We start from the raw sequence: 22,870 nt of genomic DNA on the forward strand, positions 1-22,870 counted from the left end.
TACGACAAAAAGGAAGAGGTACTCATTACCCTTCCTTTTTTTATATCAATCCGCTCCTTTTAATTTTTCTTTCTAATTTTCAAGTATAAATTCCCGCCTTTCCCAAAAACTAACATAAGTAAATGATGTATGTAAGAGGTGAGAAAATGTTTCGTTCTTCGTCTAAAAAGAATAAAAAAACAATCCGTTCCATTCCAGAATTTATCCACACTATGAAAGGGTCTAGTGATTTCGTTTCTTATAACATCGTAGAAGATGGGACGTTATGTTTGTTTTATTATAAATCTACAGCTGAATCACTCCTCATTAATCGATTCATTTTAACACCTATAAAAAGAGAATTAGATCACATTGAAAATATAAGTGACATAGCAAATATCGTCACACTTGAGGAGATTATCACCGGCCCTTCTATTGATGATATTCGTGAAAAATTATTAAGTGGGTATGTACTCATACAGCTAAAAAATGATTCTCGCTCAGCAGAATATGCACTTATTCGTGCCGAAAGTTCAGTTGTAGGTACACGATTATATAACGATACCGAAAATGAATATAGTGTAATTGGTCCAAAAGTCGGATTTGTTGAAAATATTGATACGAATACACACTTACTTCGCCGAAATATTGTAACGGAGCAATTAGTTTTCAAAGAAGTTGTAGTTGGCTCTATATCAAAAACAAAGGTCGTAGTTGCTTACATCGAAGGCATTACGAATGAACAGCACGTTAATACCGCAATGCAGCGCCTACAAGACATTGACTTTGATGTTCCTTTCGATGCGACTATGATTGAACAATTTATTAGCGATAACAGTAACTCTCCCTTCCCTGTTTTACTACCTACAGAGCGCTTAGATCGTTCTGTTTATGCACTCATTAATGGAGGGGTTGTCATTTTAACAGACGGTTCCCCTTACGCATTAGCTGGACCAGCGACGTTACTTGATTTCTTTGTCTCTCCAGAAGATTATTATTTACCATGGGTAGCGGGCTCATTTCTTCGGATGGTTCGTTTTTTTGGAGCAGCATTCTCTTTATTTTCGTCAGCTATTTATACAGCTGTATTAACGTATCACTATCAAATGATTCCAGCTGATTTACTTGGCCCAATTATTTATTCTAGAGCTAACGTACCGTTCCCACCTGTTTTAGAGGCTCTTTTTTTAGAAATTACAATTGAATTACTTCGCGAAGCCGGGGCACGATTACCGACAAAAGTTGGACAAACGATCGGTATTGTTGGGGGGATTGTAATAGGACAAGCATCGGTAGAGGCTGCTTTAACGAGTACCATTTTATTAATTGCGGTTGCATTATCCGCACTTGCTTCTTTTACAACACCGACGGTAAAAATGTCTTCTACTATTCGGTTATTGCGCTTTCCGCTCATTATTTTGGCCGGGGCATTTGGAGGCTTAGGTCTTATTGTCGGATTCGTATTTATTTTAGCGCATTTAATTCGTCTAAAATCACTTGGCTCACCTTATTTATTACCGTTATATCCATTTCGAGGTTTAGGTACTGCAGAAGGACTACTGCGCTTACCATTTAGCCAAACTGCAGGGCGTGCCTCTTTTCTGAGACCGAAAAAGAAGTGGCGCTATGATCCAAACAACGCAAAAAGGAAACGTGATGGTGAAAAGAAATGAAATTTTTTTTACTATGCTTTACTATTATCATTTTTATTTTCCAATCAGGTTGTACGCAACCGAATATAGTTGATACGCAGCGAATTATTCATGTAGGCGGATTCGATATAACGAAAGATAAACAATTCCGCGGGACAATTCTCTATCCAGATTATACAAAGGGTGTGCAATCAAAACCACAAACTCAGTCTACAACTGCAGACACAATTGAAACAATATCTTCACGCTTAAATGCCAAATCACCACATACTGTCGCTGTAGGTCAAATGCGTGTTGTCCTATTTGGAAAATCATTTGGTGAACGTGGAATTAGTGACGTTATTAATAACTTACAGCGTGACCCTAACATTGGCCGGGATGTCCAGCTAGCACTTGTAGATGGTTCAACAGAAGAACTTCTCAAACACGTCAAAGCAAATGGATCACTATATCTTTCTGATTTACTTGAACAAAATATAGAAAATGAGACGATTCCTCGGACCGCTTTAAATATTTTTCTATATAACTTTTATTCATCAGGATGCGATTCATTTCTTCCTTACATTCAAGTGGATGAAGACCAATCAGCTTCCATTAAAGGTCTCGCTTTTTTAAAAAAGGATAAAGTAGCTATGTATACAGATAAAAAAGGATCTTTTTTATTAAAATTACTCATTAATCCCACTAAAAATGGGCGTTATGAAGTTCCAATACGCCAAGGTAAACAGAAAGGATTAATCGCCACTCAAAACTTATCTGGAGATAGTGTTTGTGACGTTACTCAAGATGGTGATATCCCGAAAGTTCACATCCGTTTAAAACTAAACGGACTCATAAAAAACGCACCAGATTGGCTTGATTTATCGAAAAATGAAAATATAACTTACGTCAAAAAACATGTCGAAAAAACACTTGAAAAACATTTAAACGAATTAATAAAACAATTCCAAGAAAAAGAAATTGATCCGATAGGTCTACGTGAAGAAATTCGTAGTCACTCGAGAAAATGGAGTATGAAACAAATTCAAGAAATGTATCCTAGCCTAGACGTTGCGGTTAATGTGCAAATTAATGTCGTACAATCTGGTATCGGAGAATAATGAGGTGCTAAAATGGATAAGCAAAATAAAACAAATACTGTTTCCCCCTATTTCGCATTTCTGTTATTACACTCCCTTCAAATTGGAGTAGGTGTTTTAGGATATCAACGAATTATTGCGCAATATGCTGGATATGACGCTTGGATTTCCCTTATTGTTGCTGGTATTGCGACTCATATCGCGCTATTTTGCATGCTAAAAATGTTAGAAAAAGATAATGATTTAATGAATATTCATACGACATGTTTCGGGAAGTGGATCGGGACCTTTTTTTCCGTATGCTTTGCCGCATATCTTCTATTATTTTGTCTTACTGTTCTTCGTACATATATTGAAGTCATTCAAGTTTGGGTCTTCCCTACAATTAAACCATGGAAATTAACTTTATTATTTTTACTCGTGACTTACTACGTAATAAAAGGCGGATTCCGGTCTGTAACAGGAATGTGTTTTTGGGGCGTCATAATACCTATTTTCGTAGTACTCTTTTTAGTTTTCCCAATGAAATACGCACATTTCCGTAACATTTTACCTATTCTCACCCATTCACCCATAGACATTCTAACTTCAGCTAAAGCTTCTGCATTAGAATTTCTTGGATTTGAAGCACTACTTATCTTCTATCCGTTTATCGAAAAAGGAAAGTCTTTAAAGAGATGGGCACATGGCGGTATTGCTTTTACAACTATTTTATACGTATTATTAGCAATCGTTTCCCTTATGTACTATAGTCAAGGACAGTTGCACCACACAATTTGGCCTACATTAACGATGCTAAAAATCATTAAAATCCCCTTTATTCAGCGATTTGAATACATAATTATATTCGTATGGTTCCTTATTATTTTACCTAACCTTTGTTTAACGATTTGGTCTTCTTGCCGTACTATTAAGCGTTCTTTTCATATATCATTTAAAATTACATTGCCACTTTTTATTGTAACTGTATTTATCTCATCCCTATTTTTCACAAACCGTGAGAGTATTAATACATTAAATACAGTACTATCAAAAGCTGGCTTATATATCGTATACGTTTATATACCGATTTTATTTCTATTCCATTCACTGCGATGGCACTTCAAAAATCGTTCCAAAAAAACTTCTCCCTAGGTGTGCTTCAGTCTGATACAATTTTATTAATACATTTGTAAAGGGGACAAGCAGATGAAAAAATATGTATTTTCTTTACTTGCAGTACTGAGCCTAATTCTTACTGGATGCGGGAGTACTGGTACAAATGAAAAAAAGTCTTCTGAATCAAAAGACGAGCATGACCATGCATCACATACTCAGCAAACTGACATTCAAGAAAAGACAAAAGGAGTCGACACACTCCCAACCTTCCTAGACAAACTTGATCCACAAATGAAAGACATCTACACTGTCGCTGGACAAAATGCTGAATTATTAGATTGGATTCCTTGTTACTGCGGTTGCGGCGAAAGTGTAGGACATAAAAATAATAAAAATTGCTTTATTCGTGAAATCAAAAAGAATGGTGAAGTTGTTTGGGATTCCCATGCAACAACTTGTGTAAATTGCCTAGAAATTGCAGTTGAATCCGCTTCGATGAAACAAAAAGGAAAATCAACGCTTGAAATTCGTAAATACATTGATAATAAATATAAAGAAGGATATGGAAGACCAACCCCTACACCAATGCCAAAAGCTTAAAAACGAGGAGATACCTCGTTTTTTCTTTTCATTCACCTTTTTTCTTAACAAATTCTTTCAAGTGTATTTCTCCTTGCTTGTCACACACTATATATAACTCCTCGGTAAGGAGGGTACACAGTGCAAACATATAACGACTATGACAAAGCTCTCTATTACACGTATTGTTGTAATTGGGATAAATTACTCGTTCTAATGGTTCAAACGAATGATCAGTTATTTTCTAAGCGTATTGAACATTTCCTTCACGCTTACCAATATAGCAAAGAATTACCTGAAGTTGATAAACAATTGCAGCTTCTATTTCAATATATTGACCATGCATCACAAAAGTCACATGTAGAAGAAGTAGAGCAAATCCAAATGTAAAATATAGCGCTATTCTCTCTAAGAGAATGGCGCTTTTTTGAACATTTTCATATCAATAAAAGTTTCCTTTTACAAAACTTTTATTGATAAACATATTTTCTCTTTCTTTTCTCTACCACTTCATACTATAATTTAGTATGTAACTATTATAAGAGAGGTATAAAATATGGAACGAGAAAAAAAGCAAGAATATGCTTTATTTACTGCATGGGGAGCTTCTTTTATTGCTACGCTAGGTAGCCTATACTTTTCCGAAATCATGAAATTTGAGCCTTGTGTCCTTTGTTGGTATCAACGCATCTTTATGTATCCATTCGTTTTATGGCTCGGCATTGCTGTAGTAAAAAAAGATTATCGTATTGCAAGTTATTCCTTACCAATTGCAAGTATTGGTGCTTGTATTTCTTTATATCACTATGCAATCCAAAAAATTTCAGCACTATCAGCTGCAGGAGCAGCTTGCGGACGCGTACCTTGTACGGGAGAATACATAAACTGGTTCGGCTTTGTGACAATCCCGTTTTTAGCACTGATCGGCTTTATCACAATCGCTATTTGTAGCTTTATTGTAATTAAAAACAAATAAGGAGCTGAAAAAATGAAAAAAATGCTTATATTTGGCGGTATTATTATCGTCTTATTTGCAGCAATCTATGGTGTAACACAAATGGAAGAAAAAAACGCATCGACAAGTCAAAAGCTTAATAATAATAGTACTAGCCAAACAAACGGTACGGACTACTATGCAAATAAAATCGCTCTTCCAGATCTTCAGAAAAATTTAGAAGAGAAAAAAGAGCAAACAGTATACTTTTATCAAACATCTTGCGTTCATTGCCAAAAAATATCTCCTATTGTCGTACCACTTGCAAAAGATTTAAATATCGATATGAAAGTTATGGATATCGAAAAATTGGACGCTCCTTGGGATGACTATAAAATTCAAGGCACTCCAACAATCATTCATTTTAAAGACGGTAAAGAAGTGAGCCGTGTTAGCGGAGAACAATCAAAAGAAGCATTTACAAAATGGTTCGAAAAAACAAAACAAGAATAGGAAACTCCTTCTATACATGAAATGGGTGTAAAATCCCACACTAATGTATAAGGAGGGGGTTTTATGCCAGAAGTAAGATGCTCTGTTTCCAATTGCTCATTTTGGGGACAAGGTAACTTTTGTCAAGCAAGTGCAATCGTTGTTCAACCCGATGCACAACAAGCAGATCAAATTGAAAACGATTCTTATACAAGCGCAACTTTAACAAATGAGACGCTTGAAAGCTCTGTAACGACGAGTGTAGAAACTTGTTGTCAAACATTCAAGCCAAAATATTAAACACAAAAGCATACGATTAGTCGTATGCTTTTTTACATTCCCCTCCAAGAATCATGCATCATAAAAAAGTATAAAACGACGAGAATGACCGTCCCACATAAAGTGATACGCCGATATATACTCCTCTCTCCTTCCCTTGCTTTAACAAACGCCCAAATAAATCCGAAGAACAATATTAAATCAATATACGGAACATAAAAGGAAAATACGAGTAACGCATACAAATACACGATAAATAAACAAATCGTTACTAAGAAAATTTTAAATGCAAATTCACTTTTCATAATATAACCGCCCCCAATCCGTACTGTATTATATTCATGAAAAAACAATAGTTGCAGTTAAAATCAAAGCACAAATAAGCTACCGTCTATTTACGGTAGCTATTACGGGACATTATATTTTCTTTTATAGATGTTACTCAAAATCGAATACGGTAATTGTTCATAACGAATTTTCTCTCCAGTTTCATCTATTATATACAAATTATTTCCTATATAATATACTCCATTTTTCCGTTTCGAATATACTACATATCTTTCATTTGGCAATACTGTTTTTACTTTCGAAAGCTGTCCATTTGGCTCTTGCCAATATATATTTAAACGATCAACTAACGTAAGATTCCCGATTTGTTCCTCTTCTACTTTACGGCCATTCCAGCTCACAACACGATAACCAAGCTTATACGCTTCATATTCAGGACTCGTATAAAAACGAGAAATAATTACTTTTGTCTGTAATTGTACCCGATCATATAACCATTGTATGTCCCGATCATGCATGCGAATACAACCATTCGACTCCCGGCTTCCAATCGTCCATTCCCGATTTGTTCCATGAATCGCATATTCCTTTTTATCCAAACCTAGCCACCTCGTACCGAGAGGATTATTCGGTGCACCCCCAGCTATTTTTTTTCGATGGTAGTCTTTATTTTTATATTTACTTATAATACAAAAATTCCCTTCAGGCGTCGGAGTACTGTCTCTTCCTGTCGTTATCGGAAATGTCCTAGTATAGTTTCCATCTTCAAAAAAAGATAGCTGATTCGTCGTAAGGTTAACTAATATTAGATGATCTGTATTAGCAAAAGCGCTAGCTGGTAGGCAGAAAAATAAGATTGCGATAAACCAGACTTTCTTCATCTAAATCCTCCCTAGCACTAACATCATAATAAATGCAATTAGCTTTACTTTGCTCTTATAAATGAAAACTATCCATTTACAATAACGCCCCCATTTACATGTATCATTTGTCCCGTCACATAAGCCGAATCACTAGACGCTAAATATACATATGCAGGTGCTAATTCATACGGCTGACCAGGTCTTTGCATCGGGACATTGCTCCCGAACTGTGATACTTTTTTCTTATCAAAACTTGATGGAATAAGCGGCGTCCAAATTGGCCCTGGCGCAACACCATTTACACGAATTCCTTTTTGTACAAGGGACTGAGAGAGTGATCTTGTAAAGGCGACAATTGCTCCTTTCGTTGCAGAATAATCGATCAACGTTTCATTTCCTTCATACGCAACGATAGATGCCGTGTTTATAATTACATCCCCTTGCTTTAAATGAGAGAGTGCTGCTTTTGTAACATGAAAATAAGAAAAAATATTAACACGGAACGTTTTTTCTAGCTGTTCCGCTGTAATATACTCTAACCCTTGCTGCGGATATTGCTGTGCGACGTTATTCACTAGAACATTTAAACTCCCCAGCTGTGAAACAGTCTTTTCCACAATATCTTTACAATGTTGTTCACTACTCAAATCCCCCGGCAGTAATATGCAATCTACGCCTTCTTTTTCAACAAGTTGTTTCGTCTCGTTTGCATCTTCATCCTCATCTAAATAAGCAATCGCAATATTTGCTCCCTCTTTTGCAAAAGCAATGGACACAGCTCGCCCAATGCCACTATCTCCCCCTGTAATTAATACATTCTTTCCTTTTAACTTTTCGCTTCCTTTATAATTTGGATCCTCAAATTGCGGAAGAGGATTCATTAACGATTCAATACCAGGCTGTTTGTTTTGATGTTGCGCTGGCATTGTTAAAAAGTTTTTTTGCTGTGGCATAACTTCCTTCAACTCCTTTTCCTTATAATGTGCACAATAATAAAAACTACTTACACATTAAAAAACTGTAATTCACACGCATCTTCACGATTAATATTCGAATTTAAGACATAAAATATGAATTGTTCTAAAGTTTTTATGTAAAACTATTGCAAAATAGATAAAAAACGAATATTATATATAACTGTTGTGGCAATTATTCGTAAAAAGAAAGGATGTTTATATGTTTAACCTTTCAAAACATAAAACTTCTATTAAAACTGAAATTATGGCAGGTATTATTACCTTCTTAACAATGGCATATATCATTGTCGTAAACCCTGTCATCCTTGGGGATGCAGGTGTTCCGTTTGAACAAGCATTTACAGCGACAATTATTGCAGCTGTTGTCGGAACATTATTTATGGCAATTTTTACAAACTTACCAATTGCAATTGCACCAGGTATGGGATTAAATGCTTACTTCTCTTACTCTGTTGTAAAAGCTCATGAAGGCATGACTTTCGCAATTGCATTCTCTGCTGTATTCGTAGCAGGTATGATTTTAATTTTGTTATCATTTACATCTTTCCGTACAAAATTAATGGAAGCAATTCCTGAAAACTTAAGACATGCAATTACTGCTGGTATCGGTCTTTTCATCGCCTTTATCGGTTTACGTTTAACAGGTATCGTTACAAAAAATGATGCAAACTTAGTTGGACTTGGAGATCTTCACTCTGCTCCAGTACTACTAGCATTAGCTGGACTTGGAATTACAATTGTCCTTATGTCTTTAAATGTAAATGGCGCGCTATTTATCGGAATGCTATTAACTGGTATTATCGCTTTCTTCACAGGACAATTAACATTCTCAAACGGTGTTACATCAATGCCTGGATTACCAGAAGGAATTATTGTTTCAAATCCAATTACTGCTGTATCTGATGTAATTAACTACGGATTATACGGCGTTGTTTTCTCATTCTTCCTTGTTACACTATTCGATACAACAGGTACATTACTTGGCGTTGCACAACAAGGTGGATTTATGAAAGACGGAAAGCTTCCAAAAGCAGGACGAGCTCTTCTATCTGACTCATTCTCAGCAACAATCGGTTCTATGTTCGGAACAACACCATCAACAGCTTATATTGAATCATCTGCTGGTGTTGCTGCCGGTGGTCGTACTGGTTTAACGACAGTTACAGTAGCTGTTCTATTTGCATTAGCAGCGTTCTTCGGACCATTAGTAAGTGCCATTTCTGGTGTATCAGCTATTACTGCACCATCACTAATTATCGTTGGTAGTCTTATGATGGGCTCTGTTCGCCACATTGATTGGGATGCATTTGATGAATCATTCCCAGCATTCTTAGTAATCTTAAGCATGCCACTTACATCAAGTATCTCAACAGGTATTGCACTTGGATTTATTTCATACCCACTTATGAAAGTGGCAAAAGGTAAATTCCGTTCGGTTCACCCACTTGTGTATTTATTCGGAATCTTGTTCGCTTATCAATTGATATTCTTACCACATTAAAATCCCTCGTTGTGAGGGGTTTTTTTATTTATTAAAAAACATTTGACAATAGTATGTAGTTATGGAATAATTCGAAATAGTTAAATATTCGATGTCTTATCAAGAGCAGGTGGAGGGATGAGCCCTACGAAGCCCGGCAACCGACCCATTTATGGGCACGGTGCTAATTCTTACAACACATTGTGTTGAAAGATAAGAGTAATATGATAAGACGTCTTTTCTATATGAAAAGGCGTTTTTTATTTTCACTCCCTCCCCTCTCTTCTTAGTTTAGGAGGGATTTTTTTATGAAGAAATTTTGTTCCATCGCACTTATTTTTCTCGTACTTACATTAACAGCTTGCACAAATGAACAAGATGCTGTCTCTTCACAAATGCAACAACTGGTGAAGAAAGTGACTACTACAGCAGAACATCATTTACAAACAGAAATTCCAAGCCAAGTAAAAAAGCCATTAAAAATCGCATTAATTATGCAAATGTCCATCGGAACTTTTTCCTCTCAATATATTGAGGGTGTCAAAAAACAAGTTGAGCTATTCGGTGGCAGTGTGCAAGTCTACAATTCTGATAATGATTTAGCAAAAATGGCAGCAAATCTAGATACTGCTATTAATTCAAAAGTTGATGGTATTTTAATTGATCACGGTCGCTCTGAAGCACTAAAACCCGGAGTAGAAAAAGCATTACAAGCGAACATTCCTGTAGTAGCATTTGATAACGACCTACGCTTACCAGGCGTAACGATTATTGATCAAGATGACTATAGTCTCGCATGGAAATCATTAAAAACGTTAGCGGAAGATTTGAATGGACAAGGGAATATCGCCGTCGTATGGGTTGGCGGATTTGCTCCAATGGAACGTCGCAATGTTATCATCGATGCTTTTTATAAACGTTATCCAAATATAAAAGAAGTTGCACGCTTTGGTACTGCTAGTAATAACACACCACTTGATACACAAACACAAGTAGAAGCTTTACTAAAGAAATATCCGAAAAAAGGGGATTTACAAGCTATTTTCGCTTCGTGGGATGAGTTTGCTAAAGGGGCCGTCAAAGCACTCGAACAAGCTGATCGTACAGATATAAAAGTATACGGCATTGACTTAAGTAATGAAGATTTACAACTCATGCAAAAAGAAAATTCACCTTGGACTGCTACGGCTGCAACTGATCCGGCTGAAGTCGGTAAAGTTCAAGTGCGCTTCTTATACAAAAAAATCGCTGGTGAACAAACGCCGGATATTTACTCACTAGAACCTTATTTAGTAAAGAAAGATAGTTTACCAAAAGAAAATATAACAATGGATCAATTATCAAAACATATAAACGGTTGGGGAGACTCGAAAGATGCATATTCCCCTTGGATGAAAAAATTAGAGAAGGAGAAAAAATGATGACATTCTCTCTTCAAAACATTACACATTCTTATCACATCGCTACCCCTGTACTAGAAGATGTTTCTATTAACATACAAAAAGGAAAAGTTCACGCTTTACTAGGAATGAACGGCGCGGGAAAAAGTACTTTACTAAAAATAGCAACTGGTGAAATTCAGCCAGTTGCTGGGGACATAAAAATTGATAATCAGCCTATTTCCTTTACTTCGCCACGAGATGCGAAAAAGCATGGTATTTCTTTCGTAACACAAGAAGTGGATCACGGACTTATTCCTGGATTATCTGTATTAGAAAATGTACTAATCGATCATTTAACAATGCAAAATAAAGTACTATTTTCAAAATCAAAATTAGTAGCACTCGCGAAACAATATTTGCAAGCTGTACAGGTAGATTTAAATGTTTCGGAAGATGTTTCAAACTGCTCATTACATGAAAAACAATTACTTCTCATCGCAAGAGCCCTATCTAACAATACAAATTATCTTTTATTAGATGAGCCAACTTCTTCTCTTGGGCCAAAAGAAGTGGAAACCTTTGGGAATCTCTTAAAAGATTTAACATCAAAAGGTATTGGTATCATCTTGATTTCTCATCGTTTATCCGAGATTCGAAAATTTACGGATGAGGTAACTGTATTACATAACGGTAAGGTTACACTATCTGAAGCTATTACAAAGATTACAGATCAACAAATTGTTGAAGCAATGACTGGAAAACAACTCTTACTTCCTATTAATACAGCACCAAAATTCGGGAGTGAAGAAATATTAAAAGTACAAGAGCTTCAATTACACAAAGACCATTCTCCCCTTTCTCTTACAGTACGAAAAGGAGAAACTGTTGTGATATACGGATTAATTGGAAGCGGAAAAACAACGCTTGCTGAAACTTTATTTGGTGCTCGCCATACTTATCGTGCAAAAATAAACGGCCAAAATATAACGATTAAAACACCGCGAGATGCAATTAAAGCGAAAATCGCACTTGTACCAGAAGAAAGAAGAAAACAGGGCTTATTTCTTTCAGAAGATATTATAAGTCACACAAATTTACACCAATCTGGTTGGAGACGAAAACAACCCGAATTACATAATGCTACTGCGGCAATTACTACTTTCAGCATCTCACCAAATGATCCAAAAGTATTTATTCATTCACTTAGCGGAGGAAACCAACAAAAAGTCTCGATTGCAAAGTGGGATGGATTCAAACCTAATCTATTTCTTTTGGACGAGCCAACTAAAGGTGTAGACGTCGCTGCGAAACAAGACATTTTTCAATTCATTCGCAACACTACAGAAGACGGAAATTCCGTAATTTATTTCACAGGAGAACAAGATGAAGCGCTACATATCGCCGATCGTATTCTTATACTAGCAAACGGCGAATTTGTAGGCGAGTACTTGCCGAATGACCTATCTCCTGAACAGCTTTTACATTTATCTGAAGGGAGCTATTCCATTGAATCTCGTTCATAAAACTAAAACTAAGAAATTATATTTACCTACCCATCTTTTTTATCAATTTAGCACAATCGCTATCATTATAGGCGTTACAATTTTTTTCTCTATCGTCAACGATTCTTTTTTAACCTACAACAATATTAGTGATATTTTACGTTCCATTTCTATTGTAACGTTACTTGCAATCGGTGTTACCTTTACATTAATTGTAGATGGATTTGATTTATCAGTCGGCTCTACCGCTAGTTTAGCAACAATTGCGGCCGCCTCCTGTCTCGTTTTATATCGACAAGAACTATTAGTCACACTTCTTATTCCTATTCTTTGTGGTCTATTAGTTGGATTCTTAAATGCACTACTCGTTATCCGAATTAAACTACCAGATTTGCTAGCTACATTAAGTATCATGTATATCGTGAATGGACTACACTTAACATTCTCAAAAGGATCTTCTATTTATGAAGGAATGTCTGGGGCCACAGGACATTTTATTCCATCCTTTTTATTTATCGGTCAAGGCTCCGTTTTAGGGATTCCAGTCCCTGTCATTATCATGCTTATCGTTGTTTTCATTGCACATCTTTTTTTAGAAAAAACAACATACGGTCGTTTCTTTTATATGACAGGTGGGAATCGAGAAGCTGCTAGATTAGCGGGTATTCCTACCGATCGTTACCGTGTATATGCTTATATGATTAGCGGTTTACTAGCCTCTATTGGCGGCATTATTCTATGTAGCCGCGTTGGAACAGGACAAGTTTCAGCTGGTGCCCCATTATTAATGGATGCAGTCGCAGCTGCCTACATCGGTTATGCAATGTTCGGTGCCAAGAAACCAAATGTCATCGGAACATTTCTCGGCTCCATACTAATTGGTATCATATTAAATGGACTCACAATGATGAACGTTCCTTATTTTGCACAAGATATCATTAAAGGCAGTATTTTAATTACAGCTTTAGCCTTTTCATTTATTAAAAAGAAGGTTAAATAAAAAAGTAGTGCATCGAATTCCGATGCGCTACTTTCCTTTTGCAACAATCGTACGAACTACTTTTAACGCAAGTAGTAAGAGAAGGTTCGCTACTGCTACAAGTCCTAAGAAGACTGCTATCATCAGCTCTCCCATTCCGTTATTAATTACAAACACAATAGAAGAAATAAAAGCCAAAATAAACAAAATTAACGTTGGTATATATTTAACAGGAGGCTTCTTATATGCTTTTTTAGAAAGAAGAAATGTAACTAACAACGTCATAATAAAAACAAAATACACCGCAAATAAGAAAATCATCCAAACGCCTTCTCTATATTCAAACCTCTTAACTATAAAAAGCCCCCTCCAAATATAAAGGGAGCTTACAATTTGTTAATACTTCTCATCTACCTGTAATTCTTTACTATACTTTTGAATGAAAACTGATGAAATAACCATCACGATCCCTACACTAAACCCAATAAGCTGATCTAATAGCATTTCATCATGAATAAGCCAGCGAAGTAAAAATACGCCGCCAAAAATAAGCATTGCAGTAAATCCAGTATGTCTAAGTCCTTTATATACATTTTCCATATGTATCATTCCTTCACGTACTTTTATCCATATTATACCATATAATTCAAGCAAATTCTCCTCAATAAGAAACCCATATGTTTTACAAACTCTTTAAACACTTAAACATTTATACATAAAAAAAGTAACGTATAGGCACCAAAGTAATACAAAAAAGACTGCAGAGAACCCCTTCTCCACAGCCTAATTATTATTTTTGCAAAAACGCCTGTAAATCTGCAAATTGTCTCTTCGCATCTTCATAGCCTTGCTCATATAGATTTTGTAGTTTTGCTGTATCTTTTTCCATACGGTCTACTTGAAGCGGCACTTCTGGACGAATAACAAATAAATTACCCGCTTGTTCTTCTTTTTCAATGTAGTGAAGTGTTTCATTATATACTTCATAACGAGTCAACATCGTATTTACAAGGTTGGGATATTTTTTATAAGCCTTTGCTGCAACCCAGCCAAACTTTGATTTTTTCTTCGCGTAACCATGATTTCTCGTCAAAATAACGACTGATTTTTTAAATCCATCTTCCTGTGCTTTACGAACTGGAATCGGATCAGAAATCCCGCCATCTAATAATTGCTTACCTCGGTAGTCTACTACCGGTGCAATAAATGGCAATGAGCTAGACGCTTGCAATAAATTTAACGCATCATCATTCGTTCCCTCTTTTTCAAAATAAACAGGTTGTCCAGTTTCACAATCTGTTGTTCCTACAAGGAAACGCTCTGGACTATTAAAGTATGTTTCAAAATCAAACGGTACATGCTTTTCTGGAATTTCATGAAAAATGAAATCCATATCAAATAATTGACGCTTTTTCCATAAGTTTTTATACGATAAATACTGTGGATGTGATGCATAATCAATATTTACTGTTTTATTTCTATTTCTTTGTCTGGAAAGATACGACGCTGCATGGCAAGCACCAGCTGATACACCGATTACATATGGAAAATATAAATTTTGTTCCATAAAGTATTCTAGTATCCCACCAGTATATACTCCGCGCATACCGCCGCCTTCTAATACTAAGCCCGTATTTTCAAGCATGTTACTCTCTCCTCTTTCTATATATTGACTCTTTAATTATTCACTATGTTAAGTATCTTTTTCTATTATATATGAGTTCTTTCAGAAACAATATTCAAAAGGCTTGAGAAAAAGAATTTCTTCTTCCTAACGATAGCACCACATCACTATCAGGCTAACAAAATATCCCTACGACTTCTTTAAATGAATTATTATAAATAATCCCAGATTTTTTTAATTTTAAATATTCAGAATTGAAATTAAAATATATAATAAGATGATGGGGATGAAATTACAAATTATAGATAACGAGGGAATAGGGATGAAATTACAATTAAAAGCTGATTTAATGCTACTACTGGTTACATTTTTTTGGGGTGCATCCATCCTACTTACAAAGGTTGGCCTTGATGACATAGAAGAATATAATTTAATCGCATTACGATTTATTATTGCCTTTCTTTTATCAGGTTTAATATTTTACAAACACTTATTCAAAATTGATTTTAAAACTGTAAAATATGCTTTTATATTAGCTTCTGTTTTATTTATAGTTTATATCTTTGCGACTTTCGGTACAAAGTATACAAGTGTTTCTAATGCAGGTTTCTTACTAAGTCTCACTGTCATTTTCATTCCAATATTATCATCTATATTTTTAAAGCACATTCCTGAAAAGAAAGTTATATTAGGAATTGTTTTAACGATAATAGGAATCGGATTATTAACATTAAATAGTGAATTTAAGATCGGTAACGGCGATATATTTTGCATATTGTCTGCTTTATTTTATGCGATTCACGTCATCATTACGGGCACAGTAACGAAACATGTGAATTCAATTGCTCTTGGGGTAATACAACTCGGCTTTGTTGGCCTATTTAGTCTTATTTTTTCATTCATTATAGAAACCCCAAAACTTCCAAGCACTATTGACTCATGGCTAATCACCTTAGCCTTAAGTATATTTTGCACAGCAGTCGCATTCATTGTTCAAGTTATTGCCCAGCAATACACCACTCCCACACATACAGGTCTTATTTTTTCATTAGAACCTGTTTTTTCCGCAGGTTTTGCCTTCTTTTTCACGGGTGAAACACTCACACTTAAAGGCTACTTAGGTGCAACTCTCATATTATTAAGTGTATTAATTGCTGAGTTAGATTTTAAAAGTTTATTAAAACTCAATTACAAGAAAAATATGGAATAGATATTTCGCCAAGATAGATAAATATACATCCACGTTGAGGGGCTTCGTTTATATTATTTTCATTCTCTTAACCTAGGTCTACTTCTAAGTGAATGTCTTTCTCTCACGGGAATAAAATCCCCATACTCTACAAAAAAGAAAATAAGTAAAAAGCAAAATAGAGACTTCCCGAAAGGATGTCTCTATTTTAAGCTCTTTGATCAGCAACGATATGGATATCAATATGCTTCGTTTGTCTCATAATTTCATTTACAATAGAACCTTTTCTTATTTCTTCCCACCGTGTTCTTGCTGATTGCCCGAGTAAAATTTGCGTTACTTGTAGTCTGTTCGCGACTTCAATAATAACATCAGCTGGCTTTCTCCCTTTCGCTTCTTCTAATACAAAGCTCGCATCAAATTGATTCGTCAAGGATTTCCACTCTTCAATTGTTTGCTTTTTCCCTGCTGAAATAGAATCTATATTTTCCCTTTCTACATTTAAGACATACAATTCAGCGTTTAACCGATCAGCCATGCGCCATCCTCTTCTTATTAATTTCTCTGCTGTTGAACTGTATTGTACACAAACGAGAATTTTTTCTTTCACGCCAATCGGCTCTATAACTGTTTGACTAATTTTTTCATCCATATCATCTGCAACTTCACGAAGCGATAATTCCCTTAGTGCCCCTAGATTATTAAGCGTAAAGAAGTTTTGTAAGCTTTGCTGAATTTTTTCTTCCTTATATATCTTTCCATCTATTAATCTCTTCCTTAATACCTCAGGTGTTGCATCAACGAGTTGAATTTCATTTGCTTTTTGCAAAATAAAATCCGGAATACGTTCTCGTACTTTGACATTCGTAATTTGAGCTACAATGTCATGAACGCTTTCTAAATGTTGAATATTAAACGCTGATAATACTGATATACCAGCCTCTAGCAATTCTTGAACATCCATGTACCGTTTTTTATGTTTAGAACCAGGAATATTACTATGCGCGAGTTCATCAACAACAACAATTTGTGGTGCTCGCTTTATAATTCCTTCTACATCCAGTTCATAAAATACTTTCCCTTTATAATCTATTTCTTTTAAAGGAACTTTTTCTAAATCAGCAATTGCTTCTTCCGTCTCTTTTCTTCCATGTGTTTCAATTAAACCAATTACAATATCAATACCATCTTTTTGCATTTCTCTAGCATCAAAGAGCATTTTATAACTTTTCCCTACTCCTGGAGCAGCCCCTACGTATAGCTTTAGCTTTCCGCGATTTTGCTGACGAATGTATTCTAAATACTCTTCCGGTGTTCGCCTTTGAAACGTTGGTTTATAGTCATCTGCATACAAGACACGCACAACCTTTCTTTTGAAACAACGCTACCTCAATCCATTAGATTGAGGTAGCACTGTTACTATTTTATTAGTTTCTGTAATTCTAAATTTAACTTTAAGACGTTTACACGGTCCTCTCCAAATAAACCGAGTGCAGCACCTTCTGTTTGATTTTTAATAAGCTGATCAAGCTTTTCTTTCGGAATATTTGTTAATTTCGAGATACGATCCACCTGTACGTAAGCTGCCTGTGGACTAATATCCGGATCAAGTCCTGAACCTGAATTTGTTACTAAATCAATCGGTACTTCTGTAACTGGCACACTTGGATTTTGTACCTTCCAATCTGCAATACTTTTCTCTACTCGTTTCGCTAAATCTTGATCAGACGGTGCATAGTTATTAGATCCTGATGCTTCTGCTTTATATTCTATACTAGAGACACGCCCATGAAAATAACGTGGATCTGTGAAATTTTGACCGATTAATTTTGAACCAACTACTTCATTCTTATCATTATATATAAGACTTCCATCCGCATTATCCTTCATTACCGCTTGCGCAATACCAGTTACAATTAGCGGGTATACAAGTCCACACAAGACTAAAAATGTAAAAGTAATACGAATAATTGGTGAAAGTATACTTTGTTTTTTCGCCATCTTTCTTCCCCTCTTCCTTATATGAACAAGCCGACAATCATATCAATTACTTTAATTCCAATGAATGGAACGATAACTCCGCCAAGCCCGTAAATGAGTAAGTTTCGGCTAAGCAGTGCATTAGAACTCATCGGTTTATATGCAATACCTTTCATCGCTAACGGAATTAGTAACGGAATAATAACTGCATTAAATATTAATGCTGATAAGATTGCTGAAAGCGGTGATGTTAATTTCATAATATTTAATGCTTCCATTTGCGGAATCGCAAGTGTAAACATCGCTGGAATAATCGCGAAATATTTCGCAATATCATTCGCAATACTAAACGTCGTTAGCGCACCACGTGTCATTAACAATTGCTTACCGATTCCTACAACCTCAATAATTTTCGTTGGATTCGAATCTAGATCAATCATATTTGCTGCTTCTTTCGCAGCTGTTGTGCCACTATTCATCGCTAATCCAACGTCGGCTTGCGCTAATGCCGGAGCATCATTTGTACCATCACCTGTCATTGCTACAAGTTTCCCTTTATCTTGTTCTGCTTTAATAACCTCAATTTTATCTTCTGGTTTACACTCGGCAACGAATTCATCTACCCCTGCTTCTTTTGCAATTGTTGCTGCTGTTAATGGGTTATCACCTGTACACATAACCGTTTTAATCCCCATTTGGCGCAATTGTTCAAAACGTTCACGCATACCAGGTTTTACTGTATCCTTTAAATAAATTAAACCGTAAATACGATCATCTACTGCAACTACAAGTGGTGTTCCACCCTCTTTTGAAATTAAATCTGCTTTTTGATTCACATCTTTTGGAATCGTTCCGCCTTGTGATTGAACCCATTCAATAACGGCACCAACAGCACCTTTTCTCACTTTCGTTCCATCCTGTAAATCAACACCGCTCATTCTCGTTTCTGCTTTAAACGGAACAAATTCACCTTGTTCTGCAAGTTCTCTATTATATGATATTGATTTTGCTTGCACATACTCTATAACAGATCGACCTTCTGGCGTTTCGTCTAAAACAGAACTAATCGCAGCCCATTTCCCTACCTGCTCAATCGTTTCATTTCCTACAGGGAGTAGTGTATGTGCCATCCGGTTCCCGAAAGTAATCGTACCTGTTTTATCTAAAATGATTGTATTAATATCGCCCGCAGCTTCTACTGCTTTCCCTGACATTGCTAATACATTAAACTTTGTCACGCGGTCCATCCCGGCAATACCAATCGCTGATAATAACCCACCAATTGTCGTTGGAATTAAACAAACTAACAATGCCACAAGTACAGCTGTATCAATTTGAAATCCTAAATAATTTGTAAAGATCGGCAACGTCACAACAACGATTAAGAAAATTAGAGTTAAACTCGTTAATACTGTATTTAAAGCAATTTCATTCGGCGTTTTTTGACGAGCAGCTCCTTCTACTAAAGAAATCATTTTATCAATAAATGATTCACCAGGATTACTTGTAATTACAATTGTAATCTCATCACTTACGACCATCGTTCCGCCTGTTACTGAACAAAAATCGCCACCTGCTTCTTTTATAACAGGAGCTGACTCCCCTGTAATTGCAGATTCATCTACAGACGCTAATCCTTTAATTACTTCACCATCATTTGGAATCATTTCTCCTTGTTTTACAATAACAACGTCACCTTTTCTCAGCTCAGTTGCTGAAACTTGAACGATGTCTCCATTTTCTTTTACAACATTTGCAAACACATCTTTCTTCGATTGTTTTAAAGAATCGGCTTGCGCTTTACCACGCCCTTCTGCTAACGCTTCTGCAAAGTTAGCAAATAAAACTGTAAATAATAGAATGAGAGAAACTGTTATATTAAACCACCCTGGTACGCTACTCGAACTACTTGGAAGAAAGGATAAAAGTAACGTAATTATAAATCCAATTTCTACAATGAACATAATAGGATTCTTTATCATTACTTTCGGATTCAATTTCGCAAAGGATTGTTTCATCGCATGCGTCACGATATCACGATCCAGCGTTTTCGCTTGTCTAACCTCATCTTCTATAACATGTATTTGTGACTCGTTCACTTGCTTTTCTTTTACTACTACCGGCTTCATCATTTACCCTCCATTACTTCAATGTAAGAAATTCTGCAATTGGGCCTAATACTAACATCGGGAAGAATGTTAACGCACCGACGATTACAATCGTTCCGATGAAGATACCACCAAATAAACTATTATCCGTACGGAACGTTCCGACTGTTTCTGGTACGACCGTTTTCTCCTTCAGTGAAGCAGAAACAGCTAGCATCGTAATTAAGCTGAAATAGCGTCCTAAAAACATAACTAAACCAGTCGTAATATTCCAAAACGGTGTATTATCCCCTAAGCCTTCAAATCCAGATCCGTTATTCGCAGCTGACGATGTATACTCATATACAACTTGCGTTAAACCATGGAAACCTGAATGAGAAATGGCATCCGTTCCTAAGCTTGTTGAAAGAGCTAATGCTGAAAATCCTAAAATGAGCAATGGATGAAATAATATCGTTACTGCAATTAATTTCATTTCCTTACCTTCAATCTTTTTACCTAAAAACTCTGGTGTCCGTCCGACCATTAATCCAGATATAAAGACTGCAATAATTGCATACATGATAATATTGATAAAGCCTGCTCCAACGCCGCCATACACTGTATTCAACATCATATTTACGAGTGGAACTAAACCACCAATTGGTGTTAACGTATCATGCATCGTATCAACCGCCCCTGTTTCAGCAGCTGTCGTTACTGTCGCATAAAGTGAAGAAAATACGGTTCCAAATCGTACTTCTTTTCCTTCTGTGCTTCCTTGCACATGTTCAATACCCATTTGGTTCAACACTGGATTCCCATGTAATTCGGATGTCGTAATCGTTATAAACCCTAGTAAAAAGACCATGAACAGCGACACAAAAAGGATACGTCCTTGCTTTTTATTTCCTACCATTCGTCCGTACGTAAATGGCAGTGCTGTTGGCAGTAACATCATAAGCATCATTTGTAAAATATTACTGATTTGACCTGGATTTTCAAATGGATGCGCTGAGTTTGCTCCGAAGAAACCACCACCATTATTCCCAAGCTCCTTAATTGAAACGAATGATGCAACTGGTCCACGTAATATACTTTGTTTTGCCCCTTCAATCGTATGTGCTGTAACTGCCCCGTCTAACGTTTGTGGTACACCAAGTGCGACAAAGACTAACGCCGCAACAAATGCAATTGGAAGAAAAACTCTCGTTAAAGCTCTCGTAAAATCAACGAAGAAGTTCCCAAGTTCTTTTCCAGCAAGCCCTCTTATAAATGCCATAACAATCGCTAAAGTCGTTGCTGGTGCTGCAAACATTAAAAACGTAATGGCGATTAATTGTGATAAATAAGACAAACCATTTTCACCGCTATAATGCTGTAAGTTTGTATCGGCCATAAAACTAATTGCTGTATTAAACGCGAGCGTAGGCTCCATCCCTGCAATATGCGCTGGATTTAGCGGCAGCACACCTTGTAATCTGAAAATGAAATATACAACGACAATCATAAATCCATTGAGTAATACTAATGATAATGCGTACTGTTTCCAAGTTTGATTGTATGCTTTTACACCCGTAATTTTAAAAATAAGTTTTTCAAAAGGCCCGAATACTTTATCTAGCGTCTTGCTACCTTGAAAGGCTTTCTCTAAATAAATCCCCATTGGCTTTGCTACTAAAATAAACAAGAGCATTGTAATAACAACTGCAACCCAAATCATAATGAATGATTCCCCCTAATTAAAACTTTTCTGGATTTAATAATGCGTACACTAAGTACACCGTAATCGCTGCAACAATAACCGATAAGGCAATCATCATGATTGCTTCCCTTCTTTCACAACTTTATCTGACCAACTTGCCAGGCTTGCCATCGATGCAACTAATACAACAAATATCCCGACCATTACAACATCTAACATAGCTATCCCCCACTTCTTTTTGTAAAAATTTACCATCAAAATATTAAAAAAGAACACTGAGCTCTACTCAGTGTTCAAAAAATGAACAACAAAAAGTAAACCTCCTCTCTAAACGCTTACGAGGTTAGCTGTCGGATTCGGGCCTAAAGAGTAGCCCTACTTTCAAAACTGAAAGATTCACCCCAAGTGACGATGCACAAAATTGGTTCCCCCGCTCCATTTCTGGAACTCAGCGATTTTAGGTTTTTTTGGAAATTTTATGAATGATTTATGAGAGTAAATATACTCCTCTATATTTAACTTGTAAAGAGGCAAATTACTTTAAATAAGAAAATATTTTATTATTTAAACGCTTACATTACACGTTATTAATGTTCTTTCATCTATTTTCTTGTCTTTTCTTTCTTTTTCATAGAAATGATCTTTTAAATATGAAATAAAAAGAGCGAATTACATGAAGTGCATAGCTTGTTGCACTCAGCATTCGCTCTTTTATTCAATGC

At 35.9% G+C, this 22,870-nt stretch carries 25 protein-coding genes and 2 riboswitches; of the genes, 13 read left to right on the forward strand and 12 right to left on the reverse strand.

Going from position 1 to position 22,870, the window contains the following annotated elements; genetic code table 11:
* The first annotated feature begins 146 nt into the window (after positions 1 to 146).
* From BAU28_RS03870 to BAU28_RS03905, 8 genes are all read left to right on the forward strand, one after another.
* Positions 147 to 1,652: a spore germination protein gene (locus BAU28_RS03870; RefSeq protein WP_071717805.1), complete on the forward strand. Its 1,506-nt coding sequence runs from the start codon at positions 147 to 149 to the stop codon at positions 1,650 to 1,652.
* The gene (gene gerYC, locus BAU28_RS03875; protein ID WP_071717806.1) at positions 1,649 to 2,731 is read left to right on the forward strand and encodes a spore germination protein GerYC; all 1,083 of its coding nucleotides are present in this window, start codon (positions 1,649 to 1,651) and stop codon (positions 2,729 to 2,731) included. The genes BAU28_RS03870 and gerYC overlap by 4 nt, the downstream gene beginning before the upstream one ends.
* A gap of 12 nt (positions 2,732 to 2,743) precedes the next feature.
* Entirely contained in the window at positions 2,744 to 3,844 is a 1,101-nt protein-coding gene (locus BAU28_RS03880; RefSeq protein WP_071717807.1) for a GerAB/ArcD/ProY family transporter, read from the forward strand.
* A 54-nt stretch (positions 3,845 to 3,898) separates the two neighbouring features.
* Positions 3,899 to 4,408 carry a PCYCGC domain-containing protein gene (locus BAU28_RS03885; RefSeq protein ID WP_071717808.1) on the forward strand — a complete coding sequence of 170 codons (510 nt, stop codon included), beginning with the start codon at positions 3,899 to 3,901 and terminating at the stop codon, positions 4,406 to 4,408.
* A 120-nt stretch (positions 4,409 to 4,528) separates the two neighbouring features.
* Positions 4,529 to 4,777 carry a YhdB family protein gene (locus BAU28_RS03890; protein WP_001195459.1) on the forward strand — a complete coding sequence of 83 codons (249 nt, stop codon included), beginning with the start codon at positions 4,529 to 4,531 and terminating at the stop codon, positions 4,775 to 4,777.
* A 166-nt stretch (positions 4,778 to 4,943) separates the two neighbouring features.
* Entirely contained in the window at positions 4,944 to 5,363 is a 420-nt protein-coding gene (locus BAU28_RS03895) for a disulfide formation protein C (protein ID WP_025150219.1), read from the forward strand.
* A 12-nt stretch (positions 5,364 to 5,375) separates the two neighbouring features.
* Complete coding sequence (locus BAU28_RS03900) at positions 5,376 to 5,834, forward strand: thioredoxin family protein (RefSeq protein WP_071717809.1); 459 nt, start codon at positions 5,376 to 5,378, stop codon at positions 5,832 to 5,834.
* 63 nt (positions 5,835 to 5,897) lie between these two features.
* Entirely contained in the window at positions 5,898 to 6,113 is a 216-nt protein-coding gene (locus BAU28_RS03905) for a DUF1540 domain-containing protein (RefSeq protein WP_002170469.1), read from the forward strand.
* A gap of 32 nt (positions 6,114 to 6,145) precedes the next feature.
* Here BAU28_RS03905 and BAU28_RS03910 read toward each other — a convergent pair whose 3' ends face one another.
* The 3 genes from BAU28_RS03910 to BAU28_RS03920 all read right to left on the reverse strand — a co-directional run bounded on the left by BAU28_RS03910 (position 6,146) and on the right by BAU28_RS03920 (position 8,196).
* The gene (locus BAU28_RS03910; RefSeq protein WP_071717810.1) at positions 6,146 to 6,397 is read right to left on the reverse strand and encodes a hypothetical protein; all 252 of its coding nucleotides are present in this window, start codon (positions 6,395 to 6,397) and stop codon (positions 6,146 to 6,148) included.
* A gap of 102 nt (positions 6,398 to 6,499) precedes the next feature.
* Positions 6,500 to 7,261, reverse strand: coding sequence for a L,D-transpeptidase (locus BAU28_RS03915; protein ID WP_071717811.1), 762 nt, complete (start codon positions 7,259 to 7,261; stop codon positions 6,500 to 6,502).
* Positions 7,262 to 7,329: 68 nt separating this feature from the next.
* Complete coding sequence (locus tag BAU28_RS03920) at positions 7,330 to 8,196, reverse strand: SDR family oxidoreductase (RefSeq protein ID WP_071717812.1); 867 nt, start codon at positions 8,194 to 8,196, stop codon at positions 7,330 to 7,332.
* A gap of 223 nt (positions 8,197 to 8,419) precedes the next feature.
* On the opposite strand from BAU28_RS03920, the gene BAU28_RS03925 reads away from it, so the two are divergent.
* From BAU28_RS03925 to BAU28_RS03940, 4 genes are all read left to right on the forward strand, one after another.
* The gene (locus BAU28_RS03925) at positions 8,420 to 9,721 is read left to right on the forward strand and encodes an NCS2 family permease (protein WP_002170465.1); all 1,302 of its coding nucleotides are present in this window, start codon (positions 8,420 to 8,422) and stop codon (positions 9,719 to 9,721) included.
* Between the two features lie 93 nt (positions 9,722 to 9,814).
* Positions 9,815 to 9,920, forward strand: a riboswitch (SAM riboswitch).
* An 88-nt stretch (positions 9,921 to 10,008) separates the two neighbouring features.
* Positions 10,009 to 11,121 carry a sugar ABC transporter substrate-binding protein gene (locus BAU28_RS03930; RefSeq protein WP_071717813.1) on the forward strand — a complete coding sequence of 371 codons (1,113 nt, stop codon included), beginning with the start codon at positions 10,009 to 10,011 and terminating at the stop codon, positions 11,119 to 11,121.
* Entirely contained in the window at positions 11,118 to 12,605 is a 1,488-nt protein-coding gene (locus tag BAU28_RS03935) for a sugar ABC transporter ATP-binding protein (protein ID WP_071717838.1), read from the forward strand. Before BAU28_RS03930 ends, BAU28_RS03935 begins: the two co-directional genes overlap by 4 nt.
* Entirely contained in the window at positions 12,589 to 13,584 is a 996-nt protein-coding gene (locus tag BAU28_RS03940) for an ABC transporter permease (protein WP_071717814.1), read from the forward strand. Before BAU28_RS03935 ends, BAU28_RS03940 begins: the two co-directional genes overlap by 17 nt.
* 27 nt (positions 13,585 to 13,611) lie before the next feature.
* On the opposite strand, the gene BAU28_RS03945 is transcribed toward BAU28_RS03940, so the two are convergent.
* From BAU28_RS03945 to BAU28_RS03955, 3 genes are all read right to left on the reverse strand, one after another.
* The gene (locus BAU28_RS03945; protein ID WP_071717815.1) at positions 13,612 to 13,884 is read right to left on the reverse strand and encodes a sugar ABC transporter ATPase; all 273 of its coding nucleotides are present in this window, start codon (positions 13,882 to 13,884) and stop codon (positions 13,612 to 13,614) included.
* A gap of 75 nt (positions 13,885 to 13,959) precedes the next feature.
* A complete protein-coding gene (locus BAU28_RS03950; RefSeq protein ID WP_116500290.1) occupies positions 13,960 to 14,172 on the reverse strand; it encodes a hypothetical protein in 213 nt (70 codons plus the stop codon).
* Between the two features lie 181 nt (positions 14,173 to 14,353).
* Entirely contained in the window at positions 14,354 to 15,208 is an 855-nt protein-coding gene (locus BAU28_RS03955) for a patatin-like phospholipase family protein (RefSeq protein WP_071717816.1), read from the reverse strand.
* A 301-nt stretch (positions 15,209 to 15,509) separates the two neighbouring features.
* On the opposite strand from BAU28_RS03955, the gene BAU28_RS03960 reads away from it, so the two are divergent.
* The gene (locus BAU28_RS03960; protein WP_025150205.1) at positions 15,510 to 16,397 is read left to right on the forward strand and encodes a DMT family transporter; all 888 of its coding nucleotides are present in this window, start codon (positions 15,510 to 15,512) and stop codon (positions 16,395 to 16,397) included.
* A 187-nt stretch (positions 16,398 to 16,584) separates the two neighbouring features.
* On the opposite strand, the gene kdpDN is transcribed toward BAU28_RS03960, so the two are convergent.
* The 6 genes from kdpDN to BAU28_RS03990 are packed head-to-tail and all read right to left on the reverse strand — an operon-like array spanning position 16,585 to position 22,367.
* Entirely contained in the window at positions 16,585 to 17,739 is a 1,155-nt protein-coding gene (kdpDN, locus tag BAU28_RS03965) for a KdpD-like non-kinase potassium sensor (protein ID WP_081806860.1), read from the reverse strand.
* A 56-nt stretch (positions 17,740 to 17,795) separates the two neighbouring features.
* On the reverse strand, positions 17,796 to 18,377 hold the full coding sequence (kdpC, locus tag BAU28_RS03970) for a K(+)-transporting ATPase subunit C (RefSeq protein ID WP_002170456.1): 582 nt from the start codon (positions 18,375 to 18,377) through the stop codon (positions 17,796 to 17,798).
* 17 nt (positions 18,378 to 18,394) lie between these two features.
* On the reverse strand, positions 18,395 to 20,485 hold the full coding sequence (gene kdpB, locus BAU28_RS03975) for a potassium-transporting ATPase subunit KdpB (protein WP_071717817.1): 2,091 nt from the start codon (positions 20,483 to 20,485) through the stop codon (positions 18,395 to 18,397).
* Between the two features lie 13 nt (positions 20,486 to 20,498).
* Entirely contained in the window at positions 20,499 to 22,166 is a 1,668-nt protein-coding gene (gene kdpA, locus BAU28_RS03980; protein ID WP_071717818.1) for a potassium-transporting ATPase subunit KdpA, read from the reverse strand.
* 19 nt (positions 22,167 to 22,185) lie between these two features.
* Positions 22,186 to 22,266, reverse strand: a complete 81-nt coding sequence (gene kdpF / locus BAU28_RS03985; RefSeq protein ID WP_000972378.1) for a K(+)-transporting ATPase subunit F — start codon at positions 22,264 to 22,266, stop codon at positions 22,186 to 22,188.
* Positions 22,263 to 22,367, reverse strand: coding sequence for a SipW-dependent-type signal peptide-containing protein (locus BAU28_RS03990; RefSeq protein ID WP_002170453.1), 105 nt, complete (start codon positions 22,365 to 22,367; stop codon positions 22,263 to 22,265). Before BAU28_RS03990 ends, kdpF begins: the two co-directional genes overlap by 4 nt.
* A 99-nt stretch (positions 22,368 to 22,466) precedes the next feature.
* Positions 22,467 to 22,612, reverse strand: a riboswitch (cyclic di-AMP (ydaO/yuaA leader).
* Between the last annotated feature and the right edge of the window lie 258 nt (positions 22,613 to 22,870).

The organism is Bacillus paramycoides (assembly GCF_001884235.1).
In the GTDB taxonomy this organism is placed as follows: Bacteria; Bacillota; Bacilli; order Bacillales; family Bacillaceae_G; genus Bacillus_A; species Bacillus_A paramycoides.